The organism is Thiothrix lacustris DSM 21227 (assembly GCF_000621325.1).
Classification (GTDB): domain Bacteria; phylum Pseudomonadota; class Gammaproteobacteria; order Thiotrichales; family Thiotrichaceae; genus Thiothrix; species Thiothrix lacustris.
This window is the reverse complement of sequence record NZ_JHYQ01000021.1, coordinates 21,131-45,430: the sequence shown is the minus strand read 5'-3', so window position 1 is coordinate 45,430 and position 24,300 is coordinate 21,131. Positions and strand designations below refer to the sequence as shown.

The 24,300-nt window shown below is 50.2% G+C and carries 20 protein-coding genes; 11 read left to right on the top strand and 9 right to left on the bottom strand.

The genetic code is table 11. From position 1 onward, the window contains the following. Positions 1 to 4: 4 nt before the first annotated feature. The 3 genes from Q394_RS0111250 to aroB are packed head-to-tail and all read left to right on the top strand — an operon-like array spanning position 5 to position 4,084. Complete coding sequence (locus tag Q394_RS0111250; protein WP_028489374.1) at positions 5 to 2,431, top strand: type IV pilus secretin PilQ; 2,427 nt, start codon at positions 5 to 7, stop codon at positions 2,429 to 2,431. Positions 2,432 to 2,484: 53 nt separating this feature from the next. Continuing rightward, the gene (locus tag Q394_RS0111245) at positions 2,485 to 3,027 is read left to right on the top strand and encodes a shikimate kinase (RefSeq protein WP_028489373.1); all 543 of its coding nucleotides are present in this window, start codon (positions 2,485 to 2,487) and stop codon (positions 3,025 to 3,027) included. Next, positions 3,008 to 4,084 (top strand): 3-dehydroquinate synthase, encoded by a 1,077-nt coding sequence (gene aroB, locus Q394_RS0111240; protein ID WP_028489372.1) that lies wholly within the window; start codon positions 3,008 to 3,010, stop codon positions 4,082 to 4,084. The genes Q394_RS0111245 and aroB overlap by 20 nt, the downstream gene beginning before the upstream one ends. Here aroB and Q394_RS0111235 read toward each other — a convergent pair whose 3' ends face one another. From Q394_RS0111235 to Q394_RS19985, 7 genes are all read right to left on the bottom strand, one after another. Beyond that, positions 4,085 to 5,401, bottom strand: a complete 1,317-nt coding sequence (locus tag Q394_RS0111235) for a DUF3131 domain-containing protein (protein WP_028489371.1) — start codon at positions 5,399 to 5,401, stop codon at positions 4,085 to 4,087. It lies immediately after the preceding gene. Beyond that, positions 5,398 to 7,269, bottom strand: coding sequence for a glycosyltransferase (locus Q394_RS0111230; protein WP_028489370.1), 1,872 nt, complete (start codon positions 7,267 to 7,269; stop codon positions 5,398 to 5,400). Before Q394_RS0111230 ends, Q394_RS0111235 begins: the two co-directional genes overlap by 4 nt. A gap of 12 nt (positions 7,270 to 7,281) precedes the next feature. Beyond that, positions 7,282 to 9,414 carry a glycoside hydrolase family 2 protein gene (locus Q394_RS0111225; RefSeq protein WP_169735895.1) on the bottom strand — a complete coding sequence of 711 codons (2,133 nt, stop codon included), beginning with the start codon at positions 9,412 to 9,414 and terminating at the stop codon, positions 7,282 to 7,284. Between the two features lie 65 nt (positions 9,415 to 9,479). After that, complete coding sequence (locus tag Q394_RS19995) at positions 9,480 to 9,911, bottom strand: ATP-binding protein (RefSeq protein WP_051543318.1); 432 nt, start codon at positions 9,909 to 9,911, stop codon at positions 9,480 to 9,482. Continuing rightward, positions 9,911 to 11,101: a nucleotidyltransferase family protein gene (locus Q394_RS19990; RefSeq protein WP_051543316.1), complete on the bottom strand. Its 1,191-nt coding sequence runs from the start codon at positions 11,099 to 11,101 to the stop codon at positions 9,911 to 9,913. Before Q394_RS19990 ends, Q394_RS19995 begins: the two co-directional genes overlap by 1 nt. Positions 11,102 to 11,138: 37 nt before the next feature. Continuing rightward, complete coding sequence (locus tag Q394_RS0111210) at positions 11,139 to 11,477, bottom strand: STAS domain-containing protein (protein WP_028489368.1); 339 nt, start codon at positions 11,475 to 11,477, stop codon at positions 11,139 to 11,141. 79 nt (positions 11,478 to 11,556) lie between these two features. Then, positions 11,557 to 12,759 (bottom strand): PP2C family protein-serine/threonine phosphatase, encoded by a 1,203-nt coding sequence (locus Q394_RS19985; RefSeq protein ID WP_051543314.1) that lies wholly within the window; start codon positions 12,757 to 12,759, stop codon positions 11,557 to 11,559. Positions 12,760 to 12,914: 155 nt separating this feature from the next. Between Q394_RS19985 and Q394_RS0111200 the strand changes: the two genes are divergently transcribed. Genes Q394_RS0111200 through Q394_RS0111175 form a run of 6 tightly spaced genes read left to right on the top strand, consistent with a single transcriptional unit; the run spans position 12,915 to position 19,049 of the window. Then, positions 12,915 to 13,274 carry an Hpt domain-containing protein gene (locus tag Q394_RS0111200; protein WP_028489367.1) on the top strand — a complete coding sequence of 120 codons (360 nt, stop codon included), beginning with the start codon at positions 12,915 to 12,917 and terminating at the stop codon, positions 13,272 to 13,274. Between the two features lie 33 nt (positions 13,275 to 13,307). Continuing rightward, on the top strand, positions 13,308 to 13,856 hold the full coding sequence (locus Q394_RS0111195) for a heme NO-binding domain-containing protein (RefSeq protein ID WP_028489366.1): 549 nt from the start codon (positions 13,308 to 13,310) through the stop codon (positions 13,854 to 13,856). Then, entirely contained in the window at positions 13,856 to 15,193 is a 1,338-nt protein-coding gene (locus Q394_RS19980; RefSeq protein WP_051543312.1) for an ATP-binding protein, read from the top strand. Before Q394_RS0111195 ends, Q394_RS19980 begins: the two co-directional genes overlap by 1 nt. A 47-nt stretch (positions 15,194 to 15,240) precedes the next feature. After that, positions 15,241 to 15,762 carry a hypothetical protein gene (locus Q394_RS0111185; protein WP_028489365.1) on the top strand — a complete coding sequence of 174 codons (522 nt, stop codon included), beginning with the start codon at positions 15,241 to 15,243 and terminating at the stop codon, positions 15,760 to 15,762. Beyond that, complete coding sequence (locus Q394_RS19975) at positions 15,755 to 17,206, top strand: DUF3131 domain-containing protein (protein ID WP_051543311.1); 1,452 nt, start codon at positions 15,755 to 15,757, stop codon at positions 17,204 to 17,206. The genes Q394_RS0111185 and Q394_RS19975 overlap by 8 nt, the downstream gene beginning before the upstream one ends. A 46-nt stretch (positions 17,207 to 17,252) precedes the next feature. Beyond that, the gene (locus tag Q394_RS0111175; RefSeq protein ID WP_156946835.1) at positions 17,253 to 19,049 is read left to right on the top strand and encodes a hypothetical protein; all 1,797 of its coding nucleotides are present in this window, start codon (positions 17,253 to 17,255) and stop codon (positions 19,047 to 19,049) included. Here the strand turns inward: Q394_RS0111175 and Q394_RS19970 are convergent. Next, a complete protein-coding gene (locus Q394_RS19970; protein WP_051543309.1) occupies positions 19,021 to 20,406 on the bottom strand; it encodes a DUF3131 domain-containing protein in 1,386 nt (461 codons plus the stop codon). The genes Q394_RS0111175 and Q394_RS19970 overlap by 29 nt on opposite strands. Positions 20,407 to 20,531: 125 nt before the next feature. Here Q394_RS19970 and Q394_RS21495 point away from each other — a divergent pair, with 125 nt between their 5' ends. Both Q394_RS21495 and Q394_RS0111155 read left to right on the top strand, forming a co-directional pair. Continuing rightward, entirely contained in the window at positions 20,532 to 21,800 is a 1,269-nt protein-coding gene (locus Q394_RS21495; RefSeq protein WP_051543307.1) for an OmpA family protein, read from the top strand. Between the two features lie 42 nt (positions 21,801 to 21,842). Beyond that, positions 21,843 to 22,994 (top strand): deoxyguanosinetriphosphate triphosphohydrolase, encoded by a 1,152-nt coding sequence (locus Q394_RS0111155; RefSeq protein ID WP_028489363.1) that lies wholly within the window; start codon positions 21,843 to 21,845, stop codon positions 22,992 to 22,994. Here the strand turns inward: Q394_RS0111155 and Q394_RS19950 are convergent. Next, positions 22,921 to 24,231 (bottom strand): YihY/virulence factor BrkB family protein, encoded by a 1,311-nt coding sequence (locus Q394_RS19950; RefSeq protein WP_051543305.1) that lies wholly within the window; start codon positions 24,229 to 24,231, stop codon positions 22,921 to 22,923. The two genes, Q394_RS0111155 and Q394_RS19950, sit on opposite strands and share 74 nt — an antisense overlap. Positions 24,232 to 24,300 lie beyond the last annotated feature (69 nt).

The following is a 24,300-nucleotide window of genomic DNA, read 5'->3' as shown; positions in this document are numbered from 1 at the left end:
CAAAATGAAAACAATAAAGCAAAGTGTTGCTTTGGCAATTCTCATGGCCTGTACACCAGCCAGTAGCTTGGTGTGGGCAGCCGACGCACAGCTACAAAACATATCTGCCCAAATTGCTGGCAACAAAACAGAAGTCCAGTTGCAGTTCAGCTCTCCGGTTGCCTTACCCAAAGGCTTCATGATGGAAAACCCTTCACGCTTAGTGTTCGACTTTCCCGCTACCGAAGTTGGCACGAATAGCCGTAGCAAAGCCATTAACCTAGGACAAATCCAAACCATTGACGCTGCCAACAACAAAGGTAAAGCGCGTGTTGTTGTCCACTTAAATGGTTTAGTCGACCACACAGTCGAATCACGTGGCAATACGGTTGTCATGCTGTTTGACAATCCAAAGAACTCAGCAGCACCTAACATTGGCGTGCAACGCAGTGGTAAAGCTGCACCAGACAAGCTAGCAACACCGGCAGCAAAAAGCCTTGCGGCTGACTCACAACCCAGCTGGAATAACGAGCATTCCACCAACACCGCGCCCGTGTCATTACCAGAATTACCGCTACCTAGTGCCTTACCAAAAGATTACGCATGGTATACACCACCCGGCAGTACAGCAGCACCTGTTGTGACACAACCTGCTGCCGTCACACCAACAGCAGCGCCTGCTGTAGCCCCTGTTGTAGCACCCAAACCAATCGCAGCTCAGTACACAGCTCCCCCGGCAGAAAAGCAAACCATCGCACCACCGCCACCTCAACCCATCGTTAATGCTGCGCCACTTTTACAATCCGTAGACTTCCGCCGCGAATCAGATGGCGGCGGGCGCATTATTATCAATCTATCGTCAGCCGATACGGACATTAAGGAGGATAAAAGTGGGAATACCATCACCATTACACTCGCAGACACAGACGTCCCAACCAACCTGCAAAAGCGCATGGATGTCACAGATTTTGGCACGCCAGTCAGCAACATTGATATTGCACAACGCAGTGGAAATGCTCGCATTCGCATTACTGCCCATGAAGGCTTTGAATACAGCACCAAGCGTAATGGCACTGAATACACTATCCAAGTTGATAAACTTAAAGCTATCCCAGAAGAGAAATTGGTAGGTGCTAAGAAAAAGAAAAACTTTACGGGTGAGAAATTATCACTCAACTTCCAAGACATTGAAGTTCGAGCTGTATTACAACTACTCGCCGACTTCACCGATAAAAATATCGTGGTCAGCGACACCGTTACAGGCAACATCACCGTGCGCCTCAAAGATGTACCGTGGGATCAAGCGTTAGATATCGTACTTGAATCCAAAAACCTAGACATGCGTGAAAATGGCAACGTCATTTGGGTAGCACCTGCCGCAGAACTCAATGCCAAGGAACAGCAAGAGCTAGAATCCATCAAAGCCAAACAAGAATTGGAACCGTTGGTAACGGAATATATCGCCATCAACTTCGCCAAAGCTGCCGACATGCTGACATTGATTGAAAAATCCAACAGTGGCGAAGACAAAAAATCCCTGCTCTCCCCCCGTGGCAAAGCATCGGTAGATGAGCGCACCAACACACTCTTAGTACAAGACACCGCTGCACAAGTTAAATCCATTCGCGAATTAATCAAGGCATTAGATGTCCCTGTTGCGCAAGTGCTAATCGAATCACGCATCGTCATTGCCAGCGACTCCTTCGGCAAGGAACTCGGTGCACGCTTTGGCATCACCCCAACCTGGATTAACCAAGACAGTATAGGCATTGGTACAGGCACGCTCGGCACAGGCACCGACGAATACTGGGAAAGCGCCACCCAAGCCTTAGCAGATACCACGGGTACTAGTAGCGTGACCATCCCAAGCCTCAGTGACCGCCTCAGCGTCAACTTACCGGTGACCGGTGCTATCGGCAGCTATGGCTTCTCGATTCTCAGCAAAGACTTCCTCGTCGATCTAGAACTCTCTGCCTCACAATCAGAAAACAAAAGTGAAACCATTTCCAGCCCACGGATAATCACCTCCAATCAGACCAAAGCGCTGATTGAACAAGGTGTGGAAGTGCCCTACCAGCAAGCATCTTCCAGTGGCGCATCCAACGTAGCCTTCAAAAAAGCGGTGCTCAGCATGGAAGTCACCCCTCAAATCACACCGGATGAGCACATCTCGATGGACTTGAAAGTCAACCAAGATACTGTCGGCTCGATATACTCCGGGGTTCCCAGCATCAATACCCGTGAGATCCAGACCAAAGTGCTAGTTGAAAACGGTCAAACAGTCGTATTGGGCGGTGTCCATGAAGAATACAACACCAATGGCACCAGCAAAGTCCCCGTGCTGGGCGACGTGCCTATCCTGGGTCGCCTGTTCCGTACAGACAATAACAGCAAGACCAATAATGAGCTGTTAATCTTTGTCACGCCCAAGATTGTGGACAGTAAATCCTAAGGGAAACACACAAGTCGCTTGATTCCCGCGCCCGGTACTGGCATAAATCCGGGATGCAAAATAACATCATCCTGGTGGGTTTGATGGGCGCGGGAAAATCCACCATAGGCCGACAACTCGCCCGTCGACTGAACCTAACATTTTACGACTCCGATAAGGTAGTCGAAGAACGCACAGGCGTCAGTATTCCAACCATCTTTGCCGTTGAAGGCGAGGCAGGCTTTCGTGAGCGTGAAGAACAGGTCATTGCCGAGCTAACCGCTTTACCCAATACCCTGATCGCCACCGGCGGCGGCAGTGTCTTGCGGGAAAGCAACCGCGAACACATCAAGGCAGGTGGCACGGTCATCTACCTGCGTGCCTCGGCTGAACAGCTTTTTCAGCGCATCCGCCACGACAAAACCCGACCCTTGATGCAAACCGCCAACCCCATGCAAACCTTGCGGGACTTACTCAAAGCCCGTGAACCGTTATACATGGAAGTTGCTGATTTGATCATGCCTACCGGCAAACAAAAAGTGAATGTCATCCTGCGTGACATTCACGCCAAACTAAAACAATTACAGGATGTTACCCATGCAAACGCTGAATCTTGAGCTTGGCGAGCGTAGCTACCCGATCCACATCGGGCAAGGCTTGCTGCAACAGGCCGAACTGGTTACGCCCCACATCAAAGGCAACAGTGCCGTGGTGGTTTCCAACACCACCGTTGCCCCGCTCTACCTGACTGCTGTCCAGCAAATGCTGACCGGCCTGAAACATTCCACCGTCACCCTACCTGATGGCGAAGCATACAAAAACCTCGACGTACTCAACCAGATTTACACCCACTTGCTGGAAAGCAAAGCTGACCGCAAAACCACGTTGATTGCGCTGGGTGGTGGTGTCGTCGGCGATATGGCAGGCTATGCGGCGGCAAGCTACCAGCGCGGCATCAACTTTATCCAGATTCCCACCACCTTACTAGCCATGGTCGACTCATCCGTCGGCGGCAAAACCGGGGTGAATCACCCGCTCGGCAAAAACATGATCGGCGCATTCCACCAGCCACAATGCGTGCTGATCGACACCGACACACTCAACACCCTGCCCGACCGCGAACTCAGCGCCGGGATTGCCGAAGTGGTGAAGTATGGCCTGATCCGCGATCCCGCGTTCCTGCAATGGCTCGATGCGAACATGGATAAACTGCTGGCGCGTGACCCGGAAGCCCTCACCTACGCGATTTTCCGTTCCTGCGAACACAAGGCAGAAGTCGTAGCGGCGGATGAACGCGAATCCGGGCAACGCGCATTGCTCAATTTAGGGCATACCTTCGGCCACGCGATTGAAGCGGCAATGGGTTACGGGAACTGGCTGCACGGCGAAGCGGTCGCTACTGGCATGGTAATGGCGGCGGAACTGTCACAGCAAATGGGTTGGCTGGCGGCGGATGATGTGGCTTACACGCGCCACATCCTGCAACGCGCCAACTTGCCGGTTGTCCCGCCCGCACAGATGACGGGCGAGGATTTCACCCGCTATATGTCAGTAGACAAAAAAGTGCTGGATGGCACCTTGCGCCTCATCCTGATGAAATCGCTGGGCGAATCCATCGTCACCGCCGACTTTGATCCGGCAGCACTCAAACGGGTATTGAATCGGGAAATTTAATTATTTCCCCAATTTCATCAGCTTACCACTCTGCTTATACGCCAACGTCTCCAGAATGATGCCGTTGGTGTTGGCAGTCAGCGCCTTATTGGGTTCACCGCTGACTTCATACACCCCGGAATACCAACCGCGTTCCGGGTCAGTTAACGTGGCGGCTTTATCCATTAGTTTCTGGGTGTAAGGCGTTTCGTAAAGCATGTGCCAGCCAAACGCCGCTTTGGTACTCAGGGTTTTGAACTGGCTGGCATCCTCACCTTTTTCGGTGATCGCATTCCAAATTTTGCCATTGGTAAACACGGTGTTGTAAACGAAATACGGCGGCTTATCGATATTGTCTTCCGACACAGCGGTGAGGATGCCAGTATCCTCAAAGCGTTTTTCCTGCACCTTGTAGACGCGCCATGCCAATTCCTGCGATAGATGATCCCAGCCGAATTCCACACCATCGAGAATGTACGGTTCGCTGACCACGTAGTTATGCGCCCCGTATTGCTGCGCACTGCGACTATCCGTTGCCACCTGAATGCCATCAATATCAACAAACGTGAGGAAATCGGTGTAACGCAAAGCATTAGCCACATCCAACCCCATCAGGTTGAAGGATTTCGCCGCGTATTCCTCATAACCCAAACGCCCTTCCTGAAGGTATTCGGTTTTGCCCGCAGCAGTAACCGCCGCACCTTGCAACGTACCTTTCACCAGCATCGGCTGCGTATCCCAACGTTCCATCACTTTTTTGACCGAAGCGGTATGCTGCGGGTAATTCCACGCCAACACATTCAGCGGAACCAATGCCCGCCCGATGTCGATCGCTGACCAACCAATCCCCTTTTCACTCGGCTGATTGGTGTAATCCACCATTTGCAGGGAAATCGTGTTGTAGGATTTGTTCGGCAGTTTGCCTTCAAACAGCGGCATTTTCGTCAGGGAATCCAGCGCCTTGGCAATACGCGTATCGAATTCGTTCTGGTCAATAATGCCCAAGCGCTGCGCTGCAATCACCGCCATTAGGTAGGACGAGGTATCCCACAAAGTGGAGGCATTATACTTATCCACCGAGTTCACCAACCCGGTTTCCGGCATGGTATTGTTCTGGAAATAACGCCACGCCGTTTTCGCCCACGCCATTTCCTGCGCAGTCAGCGGACGCGTCGGGGCAATTTTCACATCCGCATTGGCCTCAATAATCGCCTCAGGCGTATTCGCATTGCCGACACTAAGCCCTTCCAACCAGCCAACCAAACCAAACGCGGTGACTAACCCCGTCAAAAAAATCAAATGGCTACGCGCACGCACCAAGCTCTGTTTAAAACTCATACTGTCACCTCATTATTATTATGCTGTTGGGGTTGAGCTACTTCCTCGGTAACGGCTTCTTCCGCATCTGGCTGCCAAAATGCCGCCATCACAATACCACTCAACGCCAGAATGTTATTCAAGCCCCAGAACAGATTGGTCAGAATACCCCCCATCGAATACTCATGATTACCCAGCACAAAAAACTGCACGCTGGCGTAAACAATCCCCAATACCGTCAATACAATCACCGCAAATTGTGGCAGCACCAGATGGAAAAAATTGCCCTCTTGCCGGTCTTTCGGCGTCACCGGGAATTTGATCTGTTCACCTTTCAATACCGTCCAAATCGCTTGCAAGTTAACCGGGAAAAACGACAAGTAACTCGCCTTGGAACGGTAGCCCGCAACGCCCCACGTCCCGACCATGAAGGCCAGCTCCATCGCAATCAGGAACGGCAGGATGTGCAGAAAAAAGTCCCCAGTGTAAGCACTCACCGGCGCAATGCCACTAAACAGGTAAATCAACGGCGCGACCAGAAACATCATGTTCCAGATACCGCCAAGGTATGACCACGCGGTTGCCCCATACATCAACCGTTGCGCCCAACTCATGCCCTTACGCGTCATCGGATTATCATGCGCCACGATGTCCAGCGTGCCGCCTGCGTATTTGAAGCGTTGCACCGTCCAGCTCAACAAGTCTTGCGGCGACAACATTTTGGACTCGACGGCCGGGTGCAGTACCGATTTCCAATGACGATCCTCATCCGAATGCAGCACGATAGAGGTATAAATATCTTCGGAAACGTGGAAACGGTAGGGGGTAAATTCTTCCTCACCCGCCACCTGATGGCGCATTTCCTGCACCAAACCGCTATCCAGCGCCTCTCCGCCCATCAATTTCTGCAACTGTTTGGACTGCTTGCCCACCTGCTTTTCGATGGTGTCGGAATAGGTTTTGAGCGCGGCTTCCATCACCGCTTCGCGCCGGTGGATCGAACCAGCCCCACAACAAAACGACGCATTCGCCCAGTTACGGCGGCGCTGGATAATGTCGTAAAACATTTTCGGCTCATTCACGAACGGGTCTTCGCCAACGCGCATTTCGCCGATCACCGCTTCCACGCCTTTGCCGATCCAACGCCCCGGTGCTTTCAGGTATTTACCCAAAACATCCGGCAAACGCTTGCCTTCCGGCAGATCGAAGAACCATTGCGGGGTTTGCACCCATGCCACATCCGGGTCACGGAAATAGCCCAGCGTGTGTTCCAGAATAGTGGGGAACGGGCGGGTATCCGCGTCACAAATCACGATAAAATCACCGTGGGTCTGTTCCATCGCATTGCGCAAATTGCCTGCTTTGAAACCGATATTGCTGGTGCGGGTGATGTAACCGACGCCCTCTTCTTCCGCCACCTGACGCATGGCAGGACGTTTGCCATCATCCAGCACGAAAATTTTCAGGTCAATCGCGTGTGGATACGTCACTTTTTTGGCATCGCGGATGCTCAGGCGCACCAGTTCCACGTCTTCGTTGTAGCTGGGGAAAAACACATCCACCTTCAACGGACGTTCTTCGCCATGACCGGGGCGCACCACCTCGTCGAGTTTAGCGGGCGGTGGCAATTGCTCGTAATCCTGCACTTTCCACAAGTTGAACACGAACAAACCCAAGCCAAAATACGACGCGGTTTCCGCAAACGCCAAAGGAATGGCGTACCACAAGGCATCTGGGTTAAGCGAATCCGTCCAGCGCCACCACAAATACCATGCGCCTAACGTCAGGGCGATAACCGCGAAAAATTGCCAAATGCTCTCCGTAACCGCCGAATATGCCAGCGGCGGCTCAGGTTTGCGCTCTTCAAACTTGTCGAAATAGAATCCCATAGCAACTCATTTTTATTGTTGTGATTGGAGGGTGAAGCGGTATTCATTCGTGCTTAACAATGCCCCTTTAGCATCAAGAATGCTGGCTTCAAGGCGATACTCACCGGCTTCAGTTGCCGGTACTCGGTAATCATGCAAGTGCTGGTGCATATCCGCGCTCAGCTCAAATGCCCACGTTTGCGTATCCAGCGTTTGCTTGCCGCGTAACAGCTTGACCTGATACTGCGCTTGCGGGTAACTGGCAGTGCTGTCATTCAATGCCCATAAGCCCACACTGACCGACTCGCCTGCCTTATAGTCAACCTTGTCCCAAGCCAAACTCGGCAAAATCGGTTGGTAGGCACGTTGCAAAGCGTAATAGCCCGGTTTGGGTTTACGCCAGAAATCTACCATACCCCAATTCATCGAAGGCCAATCTTCCACCAGCATAAACTGGAACAGCGCCCCCACCGGACGATAGGCTTGCCGACGGTAAGATTCTGCCGCAAGCTGGTTTAACCGCGCCTGATATTGCTGGGTATTGGTGATAAATTCATCCAGCGTTTTGCCTTGCGGGACTTTGGCAATCTCTAGGGTTTCCTTGCGTTGGAAATTGTGGAATGCCCATTCTTGCCACTGTGCATCCGTCGTGGGAAATTCCGCCTCATGTCCCAGAATTTTGCTCAACGTAGCCTTATCGGGTAAAGCTTGCGCCCCAAATTCGGCAATGGTGGCGTGTTTGGTCGGTTTGGCATAATCCAGCCAGCTCCCGGAATACCAGCCCAGCCACGGGTGTTCCTTGGTCGCGGAAATCATGCTGATCGGACGGGTTTTCTCCAGCGCAACAGCAGCGCGATAGAGCTGGTTATCCAGTACTTTGTTTTGCTGCGGGTCGTAATCCTTGTATTTCCACTTCATCCAATCCGCATCCCACGGCGGTTCGTTGTGTAGTGTCCACTGAATGATGGAGGTGTATTGCCCGAACTGGCGGATCATGTCGCCCACTTGCGCAACGGCTTGCTGCTGGAATTCCGGCGTATCCTGATACCCCCATTGCAGCGGGAAATCTTGCCACACCATCAAACCCATTTCATCGCACAGGCGGTAAAACTCTGGGGCGGTAACGTGAGCATGAACCCGCACGGTATTGATATGGGCGTCCAGCATCAACTGGATGTCACGGCGAAAATCTTCCGTTTTCATCTCAGCAAGCCACTGGTTGGCAATGTAATTAGTGCCTTTGAGCTGGATGCGCTGGTCGTTAATCGTCCAGATTTCCTGCGGTGACTGGCGGACTTTGCGGAAGCCGATAGTGCGCTCGAAACTATCCAGCACCTTGCCGTTTTGTACTGCGCTGACGGTCAGCTTATAGAGGTTTGGGTCGCCGTAGCCGTGCGGATGCCAACGTTTGGGATTGGTGATGGGAATGGATAAAGAGGGCGTATGCAATACGCCCCTACGCGGGCATTGTAGGGGCGTATTGCATACGCCCTCTTCGGCAAACCCAACAGGTTCAACCGACCATTGCCACTCCGTACCCTGCGGCACTTTCCCCAACACATCCAGATCCACCGACACCAACCATTGTTCCAAGCCTTTGGTGGGCTGGACGCGGATTTGGCGCGGTGAAATTTGTACCTGCTGCGTCTGGCGCAAATTCACCTCACCCCAGATACCGCCGGTATTACGCTCTTGCCCACGATCCGACCAAGCACCACCGGGGCGCGTATCGTGGTGCGAAAAAATGCCTTTGATCAAGCGTTTATGCAACGAATAATCTTCCGCTTTTTCTTGCGGACTGTTCACCCTGACCAGCAAGGTATTCTCGCCAGCCTTCAGGTTCTGCGAAACATCGAACGAAAAGTGCTGAAAATAACCTTCATGTGACCCGATCTGCTTCCCGTTCAGCCATACATCCGCAAAGTAATCCACCCCGCCGAAATGCAGGGTAGACACCGTTTCTGAGGAAGTTTGCGCAGAAAACTTGAGCCGATACCACGCAACGCCATGATGATCATAGCCTTGGGTGTACCAGTTGGCGGGAACGTTGATGGCTTGCCATTGGGCATTCCCGGCGGGCATAGCTGCTGAACCAGAAGGCAGGAATTCCCATGTTCCATTCAACGAACCGGCATGGTGAACAGCCACCGGTTGAACAGACGGCATGACACTACATCCCTGCAATAGCAGCAAGAACACCATCAATACCGTCCAGACAAGGTGTTTCATTGTCAGGCTAGTAGCTTGTTGACGTGTAAGTGGTTCCCTGTCGCATCAATGTTGTAACGGATAGAGTCCGCCAACAATTGGATCAAGCCCATACCCCACCCACCTTCAGGCAAGTCATCAGGATCAGGCATTTCACGTACTTCAGAGTGCAGTGAAGCGGGCATGGTACGTCCACTATCAGAGATAATGAGGTTTACTTCTGCCGGACTGTATTCCACCCGAACCCGCACATCGTTACCGCCCTGCATTTGATAGGCATGTTCAATGACATTATTGACGGCTTCCACCATCATCAGTTCGAGTTGCCCAAGCTTTTCATCAGACAGCTCAAGTTCTTTACCGATACCGCGTAACGCACCAGACAGTACCCGTACCTGATCCAAACGGCTATCGATGGAAAGGCGAATATTGTATTGTTGGTAAATTGTTTCCATTAGGCAGCCTCCGCCTCTTCTGCCAGTTCCCCGTAGAAACTGAGCATATTATTGAAAAGCATCATGTCATGAATATCGCTAGGGTTCAGCACTCTGCGCATATCGCTGACCAACCAACGAACCTGAGTTTCACTCACATTGAGCACCGTGCCATCCGGTGAAATACAATCCCCACCAAAGATCAGCTTGTTATCCAAGGTTGCCATATTGCCGATACGGGTATAATCACTAATCAAACATTCACTGATTTCCGCACCCGCTTCCACCAAACAGTTTGCACCGATCATGCAGGGGCCGATAATCTTGCTACCGGCCTCAACTTTAGTGCTGCTACCGATATAAACAGGTGGTTTGATTTTAACCATATTCCAATCAATGCTAACGTTTATACCTGTCCAAACACCGGGTCGTACTTGCTTGCCTGGCATACGAAAACCTTCGATTTCCCCCAACAAGGCTTTTCGAGTCGCCGCCCATACATCCGGCACAGAACCAATGTCGACCCATTGGAAATCCATTTTCACACCAAAGAATCGCTCACCTGCACTAACCAAGGCAGGGAATAATTGGCCACCAATATCATATTCAACACCTGAGGGAATGTAGTTAAAGATTTCCGGCTCAAAGATGTAAATCCCCGTATTAATCAGGTTAGAAACGGCCTCTTCTGGCTTAGGTTTCTCCTGAAACTGCACAATACGCTGCTGTTCATTGAGCTTCACTACCCCGTATTTATGCACTTCTTCGTGTGGGACTTCCTGCAAAATAATGGTCGCAATACCGCCATTCTCACGGTGCTGACGCAATGCAGCACTGATATCAAGATCAATCCACGCATCGCCGCACAGCACAATGAATGTTTCGTCGAAAAAGCCAGAAAATTCCTGAATACGTTTCATGCCCCCCGCCGAACCTAGGGCTTTTCCTTCCAACCCATCGTCGGTCATGTAGCCTTCGTAAGAATAAGCAATGTGGACACCCAACTGGTTGCCATCGCGGAAGTAGTTTTCGATCACCGGTGCCAAATGGCTAGTGTTGACCACGATTTCACGCACGCTGTGGGCGCGTAATAGTTCGACGATGGACTCCATGACCGGCTTGCGCAGGATCGGGATCATCGGTTTTGGCATCTCGTTGGTAATAGGGCGCACCCGCGTCCCTTTGCCTGCCGCCAGTATCATCGCTTTCATCGGAAGCCCCCTTTTCTCAGATAGTCATTCGCACCAATTACGCTGCCACAGCACCCAGTGCTGCATCCACGCTATCCGCCATGCGGAAGACACGATCCATACGTGTCAGCTTAAACAGGTCAGCAACGATGCCCTTTGAACCAGCGATGATCAGATCACCACGGTTGCCAACCATTTTCAGCAGGCTGACCAGTGCGCCGAGGCTACTACTGTCCATAAAGGTTACGGCACTAAGGTCCAACACAATACGGGTTGCACCATCATTGAGTAGTTGGGAGATTTGATGTTTGAGTTCTGGGGCTACGGCGGCATCCATACGTGTTTCGCCAATGACGGCAATGGTGAATTCGCCTTGTACATGAGTAGAGAGCTTCATTCTTGTTATCCTCTTCGATTGATGTAATTTTAGTATTTTCTATTTATGAATAAACTATATCTATAATTAATGGTTTTGGCTAGCCACAAGAATCAATGATTAACAGAGAAATATCATCAGGCTTGTCTTCATTTTCCTTACCCAAACCAAGTTGTTCGCCCAAGCGGGAAACAAGTTCCCGCGCTGGCAAGCCAATCAACGCCTGTAAACAGGTCTGTAAGTCATCTTCAGTCATGGGCTCACCTGATGCATGATGCAATTCTAAGATGCCATCCGAGTACAAAACAAAACGACTACCTGTAGGAAATGGCAGACTAATGGTTTCATACTCCATATCAGGCATTAGCCCAATGGGGAAGCCAGTGCAATCAATCCGCTCAATCTGCTGCGTCGAAGGGTCATACAAGAAAGGTTGCGGATGACCAGCTTGCACAAAATGCAGACGCTCTTCTGCTGTATCCACAACCCCCATGATCAACGTTAAATAATGATCGCCAGTATCCAGCACATGATTCAAATGATGGTTCAAATTCTCAGCCAAACGTGCTGGAAAAGTGGCAGCATTCTCCCGCGTCAACTCATCCTGACAATACAGCTCACCTGTTGAGCTCAGCAGGGTTTGCAAACACATCGACAACAAGGCTGCGGAAATACCATGACCAGACACATCAATGGAATAGAAAAAAAACAAATCATCATTGATCGGAAAATAGTTAAACGTATCACCACCAATGTACTGAGCAGGCTGAAAAAACCAATCAACACACAGGCGACCAAATGCCTTGTGAACCGGTAATACCCCTGTTTGTAGACTCGCTGCACGTTTAAGATCGCTCTGAATCAACGCCTGAGTAGCTGATAGCGATTGATTGACACCTTCCAGATTCCGATTCTTATCCTCCAGCGTCTGCTCTAGATTCAGTACCCGCTGAGCGGCACGTAAACGCACCTCCAACTCTTCGCGCACGATGGGCTTGGTCGCAAAATCATCTGCACCCGCCTCCATTCCTAGGATCAGGTTTTGTTTACTAGACATGCCTGTCAGCAAAATGATGTAAACGTAATGGGGTAGCTCCGCAGCACGAATCGTTCGACACAATGTCGGGCCATCCATAATGGGCATCACCCAATCACTAATCACGACTTGAAAATTGTGCTGCTGGAGGAGTTCCCACGCCTCCTGCCCGTGATTAGCAAGGACGACCTGATGCCCCATTAGGGTCAGGATGCGGCGCAAGATCAATTGCATATCTCTGGCATCATCGACAACTAGGATTTTCATACTTATATCTTGTTTTTATGATGTTATTAACACTCGAATAGTTCTATGATACCATCAAAAGATAATCTGTCGATATAGACGGAAATTATAAAAACACAATTCCGGCAAATGGCATAATTACAGTAAACCGGACAATACACTAATGGGTAATCAAAATGACAACCACGACAAATACCCCTGTTGATGCAGAAACTTACATCATGTTGCAGGAAATTATGGCAGATGAGTTTGCTGAGCTGGTTGAGTTTTTCATCACAGATACAGATCAATGCATAATCACATTAAAACAATCTGTTGAAATACACGACAGCGCTCAAGTTGGGGCGATTTGCCACAAACTAAAATCCAGTAGCAAACTCATTGGCGCTTTCGAACTGGCGGAGCTTGCTCACTTGTTAGAAGACTACCGTGAAAATAATGACCAACAAGCAGCAGCCATCTATTTAGAGAAATTACAAACTGAATATAGCAAAGTTCTTGAATGGCTTAAGCAACAACCTGTGATTGCTTACTAAAGATAATACAAAAAACAAAAGAGAATCAATTTAATGAAAGGCTTGGTGTTTACAGAATTTTTGGACATGGTGGAACAGACCTTTTCCGCCGACAAGGTTGACGATATTATCGAAGCGTCAAATCTGCCCTCCGGCGGGGCTTACACCGCTGTTGGCACTTACCCACATTCTGAAATAGTCACTCTGATTCAAAACCTATCAAAACAAACAGGCGTGCCTGTGCCTGCCTTAGTCAAAGCATTTGGGCATTTCCTATTCGGACGCTTTGTGGTGCTTTACCCGACATTCTTCAGTAGCACCCCGGATATATTCGACTTTCTCGAGTCCATCGAAAACTACATTCACGTAGAAGTACATAAACTTTACCCGGATGCCCAACTACCAACCTTTGAAACCCACCGTGAAGGCACGCAAAAACTGATCATGATCTACCGCTCACCACACCCTTTTGCCACACTGGCAGAAGGGCTGTTAGAGGGCTGCATCACTCACTATCAAATCAAAGCCCAAGTTGACATGGTGGACTGTTCCGCTGGTAAGGGCACTCACGCTGAGTTCCACATCACGCGGATGGCAGCCTAATGATCGACCAATTAACTCGCCTGCAAGGCCGACTGGAACGCGAACGGAGCGCCCGTAAACAGGCTGAGCAGTTACTGGAAAGCAAAAGTCTGGAACTGTATCAGGCTAATCAAGAATTGCGGGGAATAGCAAACGCCCTAGAAAACACGATTACAACACGCACCCATGAATTGACCGAGGCGCGTGATCAGGCACTGGCAGCTAGCCGTTCAAAAAGTGCATTTCTAGCAGCCATGAGCCATGAAATTCGCACCCCGATGAACGGCATTATCGGCATGGCCACCTTGCTACAAGACACGCCTCTAAATACCGAACAAACCCAACAACTCAACACTGTCCTACAATCTGCACAATCATTGCTGGGCATTATCAACGACATTCTTGACATCTCTCGGCTAGAAGCAGGCAAGCTGGAAGTACTGGAAGAATCCTTTCTCCTGTGTGGCATTCTGCCTAACATTATCGACACCATGCGCACAGTTGCCAGCCAGAAACACTTAAACTTGGTGCTAGCAGTTGAGAAAGATATTCCCACCCATTTGTGCGGTGACCCATTACGTTTACGCCAAATATTACTCAACCTCATTAGTAATGCCATCAAATTCACCACGGCTGGACAAATCACCGTTCGAGTATCTCGTACCCCAGCAGATCCCAAAACACTGCGTTTTGAAGTACAAGATACTGGCATGGGCATTTCCTCAGAAAAACTGAATAGCCTATTCCACGCATTCAGCCAAATCAGCCGTTACGACCAACACAATAACGGCGGTGCTGGGCTAGGCCTAGCCATCAGCCGCAAGCTAACCCATTTAATGGGGGGCACCATTGGCGTAAACAGCACTGAAGGTGTCGGCAGCACCTTCTGGTTTGAATTGCCGATCATCACAGACGCTACTGGAGAACCTGCCGCCCCACCACCGAGCACATCCGCAACGGCAGCCAAACCTGTAGCCGATGGTGGCAATCAACGCATCCTTGTAGTGGAAGACCACAAGGTCAACCAAATGGTTGCTAAAGGCATGCTCAACAAGCTCGGCTATCACTTCACCTTGGCAGAAAATGGTTTCGAGGCACTCGACTACTTACGCCGCGAAGATTTCGTCTTGGTACTGATGGACATCCAGATGCCTGGCATGAGTGGCGTAGAAACTACCGAAAAAATTCGTGCAGAATTTCCTGATCGCCACCTACCCATTATCGCCCTGACCGCCAATGCCATGAAAGGTGACGAACAAGCCTATATAGCGGCTGGTATGAATGCCTGCCTGACCAAACCCATCCAGATTAATACCTTGGCAACAACACTAGAGGAATGGTGCTTAGTGACAGCCTAGACAAGCACCAGACTAAAAATAACAAAAATAAAGAGGGCATATCATCCATGAATCTTTTTCAGCATGTATTACTCAGCATGTTACTGGTGCTGATCGGGTACCTGGTTTTCCAAAACCAGCAGCTTCACGCAGAACTGCGCACACTCATTGAGCTACAACAAGGCTCATCAACTGTACTCACAGAAACACTTGCGCCACTAGCAACCAAAATTGACGCCATTGACTCAGTGACCAGTAAACAAGGCAAAATAGCCGATGAGGCCGAAAAGAAAAAACAGGCATTGATCAAACAACGCACTGACCTGAAAACCATTCTTGATACCATCAAACAAGCCAATCAATTACGCACAGATGGGAAAGGCAAAGAAGCGGCTGAAAAAATTCTCAGCACCAAAAAGCCCCTATGGCAAGCCAGTGAAACACTTAGCGCACAAAAAGCACGTCTACAAGGGCTGATGGGACCCATTGACAAACTCATGGCAGCTTGGAAAAGCGGTGATACCAGCACAACAACCGATACTGTACGCAAAGAAATCGAAGCGGTTCTAGGAGAACTAGGTAATGAATAACAATAAGATAAAAACAGGATTAGCATGGCTAGCGGGTTTACTACTGGCAGGCATCATTATATTTTTCATTAGTCAGGGTGCTACATCCACCAGTACAGCTAGCGCCAGCAAAGACTCCACGAACTTGTTACAGATGTTCAAATCAGGCGCTGGCGCTGGGCGTAATGATACCTTTTGCGCCCTGACGACAGGCCCAAGCAACAGTTGTTTAGGAACGCCGCAAGCACTGTGCAGTACAGACCTAGATATGGCTAAAATTGCGTGGAAGTACTTTGAAAATAACTATAATCCTTCAACAGGGCTGTATAACGCTGCGGATAAATACCCCTCCACCACCATGTGGGATACTGGCTCAGCACTAGCCGCCACTATTGCCGCTCGTGATTTCGACCTCATTGACGACAAAACATTTGATGAGCGTATTCGTGCCATGTTCAAAACATTGAATAGCATGGAGCTATTTAACAAAGAAGCACCTAACAAAGTATACAACACTATCAAAGGTGAAATGGTCGATTACCGCAACCAACCCAGCCCCGATGGCATTGGCGTTTCCGCACTCGATTTAGCACGGATGGTGTCATGGCTCAATACCCTCGGTTGTATGCACCCTAAATATGCCTACCCTGCCAAAAAATCCATAGAGCGCTGGGACATGAAGCGCCTGATCAAAGATGGCCAAATGTTTGGCTTTTATCGCGACCCGGCCACCAAAAACATCGTCGTGGCACAAGAAGGGCGTTTAGGATATGAGCAATATGCCGGTAAAATTTTCCGCCAATTGGGCTACGACCAGCATGTTGCAGCCACGTACAACAACGAATTTCGCACAAGCATCAACATTTACGACGTACCGATTGCCTATGACCGGCGTGATCCACGCGACTTAGGCGCATACAACTATGTTGTTACTGAATCGTATGCCATGGATGCCATTGAGAACGGTATTGATGATGAAAATCGCCCATTGCTGGACAACATTTACAACGTTCAAAAGCGGCGTTGGGAAGAAACTGGCATTATAACCGCCGTTTCCGAAGACAATATTGACCAAAAACCTTACTTCCTCTACAACACCATTTTCACGGCAGGGTTGCCATGGAATACCACTACTGATAAAGGTGTACGTTACGACAACCTCAAAACCACCTCAGTAAAAGCAGCATTATCCATGGCCTTGCTCTATCCCAATGACCCTTACAGCAAGGAACTTGTCTATACCGTCAGTTCAGCCTATGACCCTGATCGTGGCTGGTACTCCGGTATTTACGAAAGCGGCGGCGGTTACAATAAAGCGATTACAGCCAATACCAATGGTATCGTTCTGAGTATGTTATTGTATAAAAAATACGGTGAATTCTACCCTATGTGCAAAAAATGCCAACGCGAAATAAAGACAGCAATCATTCCTGCTAAAACGTGTGATGTCTGCACCACTCAGTAAAATTTTACTGCTATCCTTGGGCTGGATGGGGGGGATTTCGCCAATCATGGCGTACCCCTCCCCACCACCATTGCAGCAAAAACTGGCCGCATTGCACTGTGCTACCAACGCTCAGTCAGCACAGAAAATACTCACATCGCTGAATAATATCACCCGGCCTGAGCAGCCGTGGCCAGATGAATGGCTTGGGCAAAAAGCCGAATCCTCACTCCATGCCGGGCTGCTCGACATTGCTCTCCATACCCTAAAATCCACAACGGAACGTTTCCCGGAATTACGCGAAGATGCCGAGCGAATTGCCTTACAATGGAACTACTGCGATGTTTTGAAAGAACAGAAATTTTATAATCTGACTTTTCTTGGAAAAGAATTACGCAAACAATTAGCCGCTAATGATAGCCCCTTACAATGGCGAGGTTTTCGTGAATGGGGCTTTCTGACTCCTGATCCTGACGACCGTTTTGTACCCCTCTTACTGGATGAAATTCGTATCGCACCCAGTGCGTACCACTTATTTTTGCATCAAATCTACCGTCAACGATGCTTTCCGCACCCCGAAACGGGCTTACTGGCTAGCGAAGCAGATGCGCCGCCCAATACCGTGCTGAACCAAGCCTTAGCATTAACGGACATCACAGAAGAAGTCCCTCAAGCTTATCCCTTCAAATGGGATGAGGCATGTGAAGTGGTTGCAAAAAAGCCAACACCACCGACAACGAAAGATAAGCCACCAATCACCAAAGCACCTGATGACACCCCCAAAAGCATAGCGACCAAAACGGCTAAAAAAGATAAACCAGTGACCCCACAGAAAAGAGCACCCGTGCAATTAGCCGTCAACAAAGAAACCCCGAATAAGGGTGAACGCCAAAAATCACAGAAAAAACCATCAGAAGATCGGGTAAGTTCACCGACCGTATACCCTATATCGACACAACCAGAACCCATAGCATTAGAACTATTCTCACTGCCACAGGCAGTAGAAGCATTACCAGAACCACTAGGCATTCAAGGTGAGATAGGCACAGCCACCGAAGCTGAACAACTTCCGCCCCCCCCTCCTGTTTCTGAATCACCGCCGCTAGCTGTCGCATCAGCAAGCCTACCTGCCATTATGCCAATAGCCGCAGGCGGTGATATTCCAATGTATATCGAAGAAGAAGATGACACCGAAGACGACGACTCCACTCAACAATCCCATAGCACGACCGGGATTATTGGCACGGATAAAAATAGAATGAACAAAGGTAAAAAAAAGGGCAAGACAAAGAAATTACGGCTAGCGGGCAGCTTTGCTGACACAATCTCATTAAAGGATGGCAGTAACAGTGTATCCGCCAGCGTAACCTGGTCACCCAAACCCAACTGGTTTGTCAGCGGTAATGCCTCATTTAAAGACGGCGCACTAGGCTATTCGTGGAGCGGGGGCTACAACGATAGCAAACCGGGCGGTTGGTCAGCGCAGATCAATAACTGGGGACCCATATCCCCGGATGAAGGCTTAGCACTAGACAAAGCTGTGGTGAATATTGGCAAAAAAATTAAATCTGAAAAACTGACCAAACACAAACTAGCCGCGTCCACCAACCTGAGTATTCCTGTCAACGGTAAACCCAGCCTGAGTGGCACAATGCAATGGAATCCCAAGCCCAATGTCTATACCCGTACCACAGCCAGCATACCCCTCGAAGGCGGCACGCCGAACTGGAATTATGTTATTGGTTATTCCAATCCCAAACCGGGTGGTTTAAAGATCGAATACTCCAACTACGGCAAAAACGATTTCCCCGGCGACAACCTGAAAGACGGGGCAATTACGGTGAGTAAGGGCTGGCAGTTTTAAGCTTTGCCAGACATGCCTTTTTATCCTGATTAAACTTCAAAAACTCATCACTCAAACTCGCGCCCTTGCCACATTTATCACATTGGTGGTTTAAAGGACCATAGAGCTTGTGCAAGAAAGCCGATAAAACAACACCATTGGTATTCGCCGTAGTTGCTTTATTAAAACCTTTTGCAGAATCCTCATAAATACCAGAATACCAACCGCCCTTCGGGTTACGCGCATCCATTACCGCATCACGCAATACCTTACTGTATTCACGGTCGGGGAATAAATAGGCCATCGAAAACGCCGCCTTGACTGACAGACTACGCATGTCTGACATATCTTCACCCTTATCAGTAATCGCCGCCCACGGAATATCATCACTGAAAATGGTGTTGTAAACGAAGTAAGGTTTGCGGTCGAGATTGTCTTCAGAAACGGCCGTCACCGTACCGGATTGCTCCCAGCGACGCTGCTGTACCTTGTAAATATTTTCCAATAACGGCTTGTTTTCATCGTCAATGCCATGCTCTAGCGCATCCATCGCATAGGATTCCGACACCACGTAATTGTGCGCACCAAGGGTAGATGCATCCCGGGAATCAACCAGCAATTCCACACCAGAAACCTCTGCCTTAGTTGCATACTGATTATGGTAACGCGCCGACAAACTCATGTCGAAGCCCAATTGCTGAAACGCTTTACCCGCGTATTGCTCATAACCGAGACGACCTTCCTGCTGTATTTCCACCCCGCCTGTCTTGTCGTCCAGCTTCAGACCATACATCTCGTTATGTTCTAACAGACGGCAGAAATTCCAGCTTTCCAAGACCTTACGCACCTTGTCCTGATGTTGCGGATGCAAGCAGGACAACACATTCAACCATGACACTAAACGTCCCAAATCCAACGTCGAAACACCAATCCCTCGTTCCGAAGGCTTATTACGGTAATCGACTTTCTCCCCGGTTTGAGTATTGTAAACCTTGTTGGGTGCTTCGCCATTAAACAGATCAAGATTTTCCAAGGTATTCAGTAAATGCCCAGTCATACGATCAAAACGGTCACGCGGGATCAGCCCCAACTTTTCCGCCGCAATAAATGCCGCGAGGGAAGAACCAACATCCCACATCGTGGTAGAGGGATAATTATCCACGGCATTCACCAAGCCCGTTTCTGACTGAATATTGTTCTCAAAGTATTGCCATGCAACTTTGGCGATTTTCTTGTCACGGTCATTCAGCTCAGCGATACGGGCAGGGCAATATTGTGGCTTTGCCGTGGGTGTCTCATCAGCCAAAGCGACGTTCAGCCACAGTCCGCTAGACAAGCTCACAATCACAGATAACAGAGTACGAATAGGAAGCAGCATGGTTATTGTTATTCCTGCACTGGGGAATGTCATTCTTACGGGGCAGTCGTCGGAAGTCAATTGAAGCCAGACAAACGTACCCGTATCATGCAAACAAGCATACATAAAAACAAATAGGTGACCAGATGTTTTCTAAATACTTGCTGACGGTACTCTGTACCATCCTTAGCATGATGACGTTAAACGTCAATGCTGAAGAAGCCAAACCAAGCGAACCGGCCAAAACCGAAGCGAAACCGGCCAAACCAAGCGAACCGACCAAAACCGAAGCGAAACCAGCTAAAGCAGCCGAGCCTGACGCGCCTGAAATTAAACAAAGCATTGCATCCAGCGTCAGTGGCAAGCCTGAGTTCTACGCCGAGTGCAGCAAAAACCCTCTGGAAGTCAGCAAGGAAGATTACCAACCCAGCAGCATTTCCCTACACGGCTTGACCGGCGTCAACATCAATATCGACGACGTAATCAAAAGTGCCAAACCCAAAAACGTCAAGCTGCAAAAAGATCTGAAAGAAGCCGTCGTCAAACGCCTGAACGACGCAGGATTACGCCTGTTGAGCAAGGAAGAAATGGAAAAAACCCCGGGACAACCGGAAATGAGCATGTTTCCCAGCTTTCCTAAACACCTTGGCCCCTTCAAACCGGGTGAACCACGTATCGAATACAATCCGCAATGTTGCAGCGCTGGCATCTGGACATCCTTTACCCAAGGTGCAACGACCCTGCGCGACCCAACCCTCAACTACAAACTGGGGACATGGGGTCAAGGCGACAACACCACTGACTGCTCCGACGTTGGGGGCTGGCTCAGCAAGGCCGTACTCAAAACGGTGGATGACTTCATTGCTGCCAAACAAAAAGCAGACAAAGATCACAAAGAATGGTTAACCAAACAAGGCAAAACAGACACCAAAGCTGACAAAAAAACGGAACCAGTCGCAGCCAGCAAACCTGTAGAAGAAAAAGCGGAAGTAGCACCAAAACCTGAAGAAGCTGCTGCAAAGCCAATCGAAATTCGCGAAACCAATGACACCCAAAAACTGGCTTGCGACACTGCCATCTTGCTATACGCCGAGATTTTCCCAACCGCCTCCGCAAGCATCAGCGCGGCCAAAAGCGGGATTTTGGGTAAAGTCGCGGATAATATGAAAGCCTGCCCGCAATACCGTTACCGCGTCGAAACTCATTCTGACCAACGTTCCGACGACGAATACAACGAAGTGCTTTCTGCCCGCCGCGCCGTCGCTATCCGCAACTATCTGGTGGACAAAGGTGTCGAAGAAGAACAATTCGACCTGCGCTTCTATGGCGAACGCAAACCGCTGGTAGAAGGCAATACTGCTGAAGCTTGGGCTGCCAATCGCCGAGTAGAAATCACCCCCATCAAACCGAAATAATGCCGCGTGGTATACTCCAGCAATAGCAATATGGAAGGCAGCATGAACACCATCGCCCCTTACGCCGCTGACCCCGCCCACACCCAAGGGCGGCGTTACCCCGAACCTGCGCCGACGTACCGCACAGAATTTCAGCGTGACCGCGACCGCGTGATCCACGCCAAAGCCTTCCGGCGGCTGGAATACAAAACGCAGGTATTCGTCAACCACGAAGGCGATTTGTACCGTACCCGCCTGACACATTCGCTGGAAGTGGCACAAATTGCCCGCACCGTCGCCCGCAGCATGGGGCTGAACGAAGACCTTACCGAAGCCATTGCGCTTTCCCACGACGTGGGGCACACCCCGTTCGGGCACGCCGGGCAGGATGAGCTCAATGATTGCATGAAAGCCTACGGTGGCTTTGAACACAACCTGCAATCGCTGCGCGTGGTGGATGTGCTGGAAGACAGCTACGCCGATTTTCCCGGCATCAACCTCACCTTTGAAACCCGCGAAGGTATCCTCAAGCACTGCGCCTTGAAACACGCACAACAACTGGGCGATGTCGGCGAACGTTTTCTCAACAAAACCCAGCCAACGCTGGAAGCACAACTCACCAACCTTGCCGATGAAATTGCCTACAACAACCACGACATTGAGGATGGCTTACGCTCCGGCCTGATCACGCTGGAACAGTTACAGGACGTGCCAGTGTTTGCCGTGGAATATCAGGCAGTGCGGCAGGCTTACCCCGATTTGCAAGGGCGGCGATTGATCCGCGAAACCTTGCGCCGCCTGATTGGCTGCATGGTGGTCGATTTGATCGAAAGCAGCCGTGCCGCGATTACGGCTTCGGGCGTGCAAACGCTGGCGGAAGTCCGCGCCCAACCGCTGGCGCTGATGCGTTACAGCGACGAAATGCGCCAGCAGAAAAATGTGCTGAAGAAGTTTTTGCGCGAAAACCTGTATCTTCACCCCACCGTTTACCGCATGACCTGGCGGGCGCGGAAGGTAGTACGGGCGCTGTTTGAAGCCTACATGCAGGACACGCGCCTACTGACCCCGAAATACCAAGCCTTCGCCAAACGTTATGAAACGGCTGACGGCGAGGCCGGGCGGGCGCGTGCGATTGCCGATTTCATTGCGGGGATGACGGATCGTTACGCGATGCGGGAGTATGGGCAATTGTTTGATCTGGCGGGGCTGCGCTAGCCTCTGCCAGCAACTCACTGATGCTCATTTGTTGATGGGCTGCCACATCCGCTAACCACGCATCCGCCAAGCCGGTCTGGCGCTGGATTTGCCGCGCCTGCCGTTGCTGCTGGTGATTACCTTGCCAGAAGCAGTGCCTAATTTCTGCCACCGTCAGTTTTGCTGGCGAAACCCGCAGTAAATAATGGGCAGGGTCATCGTCGTCGCGGCTGAGAATGCCGTATTCCATCAGGTCTTCCAGCAAATCTTCCAGCAGCAAACGCGATACCGGAATTGCCCGGCTCAATACATCCAGCGTCGCTGGTTCCTGCTTGTTAAGGAAGCGTTCGCCGATTTCGCGCAATACCACCGCCGCCAGCATTTCACGGGTTTGCACGCTGGTTTCGGTCGGTTGTTGGGGCAAATACACCGCATCAGGGTGTTGGAAATAATACGCCAACCGTGCTCCCGTCAGCACAATAATCCAGCCCACATACAACCACAACATGAACAAAAACAAGCTAGCAAAAATCGAATAAATAGCCGTTTGTTGCCCGGAACTGACCACGAAAGAGGCAAATACCCAGCCAGCCACCTGCCACGCCAACCCAGCCAATACCGCGCCACCCAACGCCGCTAAAGGCTGCACCCGTGTATTCGGCATCAACAGGTAAACAAAGAAAAAAGCCAACACAATCAAGACTGTCGGACTAATCTGCACCACGACATTCAGCAACACCCCCAGAGGTTCTACGCCTGCAATGGTTTGCAACAACGCCAGATTACCCAGCGAGCTCCACACCCCCAGCGCGGACACAATCAAAATAGGCCCCACCAGTACCATGCTCAAATAATCGCGGAATTGTGCCACGATAGAGCGCGGCTTCATGACCCGCCACACATGGTTGAAGGCTTCCTCGATCTTGCCCATCAGCGACACCACGGTGTAGAGCAAAATCGTCAAACCCGCAAACCCCAGTACCCCGACCTGCACATTATCGACAAACCCGAGTACTTGAGTAGTCAGCTCCTCCGCCTTCGACCCCATTGGTGCAAACAAACGTAGCAAAAACGGCTGCATCTGATTATGCACCCCAAAGCCTTTCAGCACCGAAAAGCTCAAGGCTAGCAACGGTACCAATGACAACAGCGTGGTATATACCAACCCCATCGCCCGCAAGGTAAGGCTACCCTGATGCATGTCATGGAACAGCGCCACAGCCAGCGCACGGATAAAAATCAACAGTTTCTTGAGCATTACGGTGGTATATCAGTTAAAACTTATGGAAAATTCAGCGCGGCAGCCACTGCTGCTACAGTTACGCAC

Bases quoted from the DNA above. Each gene is read 5' to 3' on its own strand.
- Q394_RS0111250 (WP_028489374.1), top strand. From the start codon at position 5: ATGAAAACAATAAAGCAAAGTGTTGCTTTGGCAATTCTCATGGCCTGT.
- Q394_RS0111245 (WP_028489373.1), top strand. From the start codon at position 2,485: ATGCAAAATAACATCATCCTGGTGGGTTTGATGGGCGCGGGAAAATCC.
- aroB (WP_028489372.1), top strand. From the start codon at position 3,008: ATGCAAACGCTGAATCTTGAGCTTGGCGAGCGTAGCTACCCGATCCAC.
- Q394_RS0111235 (WP_028489371.1), bottom strand. From the start codon at position 5,401: ATGAGTTTTAAACAGAGCTTGGTGCGTGCGCGTAGCCATTTGATTTTT.
- Q394_RS0111230 (WP_028489370.1), bottom strand. From the start codon at position 7,269: ATGGGATTCTATTTCGACAAGTTTGAAGAGCGCAAACCTGAGCCGCCG.
- Q394_RS0111225 (WP_169735895.1), bottom strand. From the start codon at position 9,414: ATGCCGTCTGTTCAACCGGTGGCTGTTCACCATGCCGGTTCGTTGAAT.
- Q394_RS19995 (WP_051543318.1), bottom strand. From the start codon at position 9,911: ATGGAAACAATTTACCAACAATACAATATTCGCCTTTCCATCGATAGC.
- Q394_RS19990 (WP_051543316.1), bottom strand. From the start codon at position 11,101: ATGAAAGCGATGATACTGGCGGCAGGCAAAGGGACGCGGGTGCGCCCT.
- Q394_RS0111210 (WP_028489368.1), bottom strand. From the start codon at position 11,477: ATGAAGCTCTCTACTCATGTACAAGGCGAATTCACCATTGCCGTCATT.
- Q394_RS19985 (WP_051543314.1), bottom strand. From the start codon at position 12,759: ATGAAAATCCTAGTTGTCGATGATGCCAGAGATATGCAATTGATCTTG.
- Q394_RS0111200 (WP_028489367.1), top strand. From the start codon at position 12,915: ATGACAACCACGACAAATACCCCTGTTGATGCAGAAACTTACATCATG.
- Q394_RS0111195 (WP_028489366.1), top strand. From the start codon at position 13,308: ATGAAAGGCTTGGTGTTTACAGAATTTTTGGACATGGTGGAACAGACC.
- Q394_RS19980 (WP_051543312.1), top strand. From the start codon at position 13,856: ATGATCGACCAATTAACTCGCCTGCAAGGCCGACTGGAACGCGAACGG.
- Q394_RS0111185 (WP_028489365.1), top strand. From the start codon at position 15,241: ATGAATCTTTTTCAGCATGTATTACTCAGCATGTTACTGGTGCTGATC.
- Q394_RS19975 (WP_051543311.1), top strand. From the start codon at position 15,755: ATGAATAACAATAAGATAAAAACAGGATTAGCATGGCTAGCGGGTTTA.
- Q394_RS0111175 (WP_156946835.1), top strand. From the start codon at position 17,253: ATGGCGTACCCCTCCCCACCACCATTGCAGCAAAAACTGGCCGCATTG.
- Q394_RS19970 (WP_051543309.1), bottom strand. From the start codon at position 20,406: ATGCTGCTTCCTATTCGTACTCTGTTATCTGTGATTGTGAGCTTGTCT.
- Q394_RS21495 (WP_051543307.1), top strand. From the start codon at position 20,532: ATGTTTTCTAAATACTTGCTGACGGTACTCTGTACCATCCTTAGCATG.
- Q394_RS0111155 (WP_028489363.1), top strand. From the start codon at position 21,843: ATGAACACCATCGCCCCTTACGCCGCTGACCCCGCCCACACCCAAGGG.
- Q394_RS19950 (WP_051543305.1), bottom strand. From the start codon at position 24,231: ATGCTCAAGAAACTGTTGATTTTTATCCGTGCGCTGGCTGTGGCGCTG.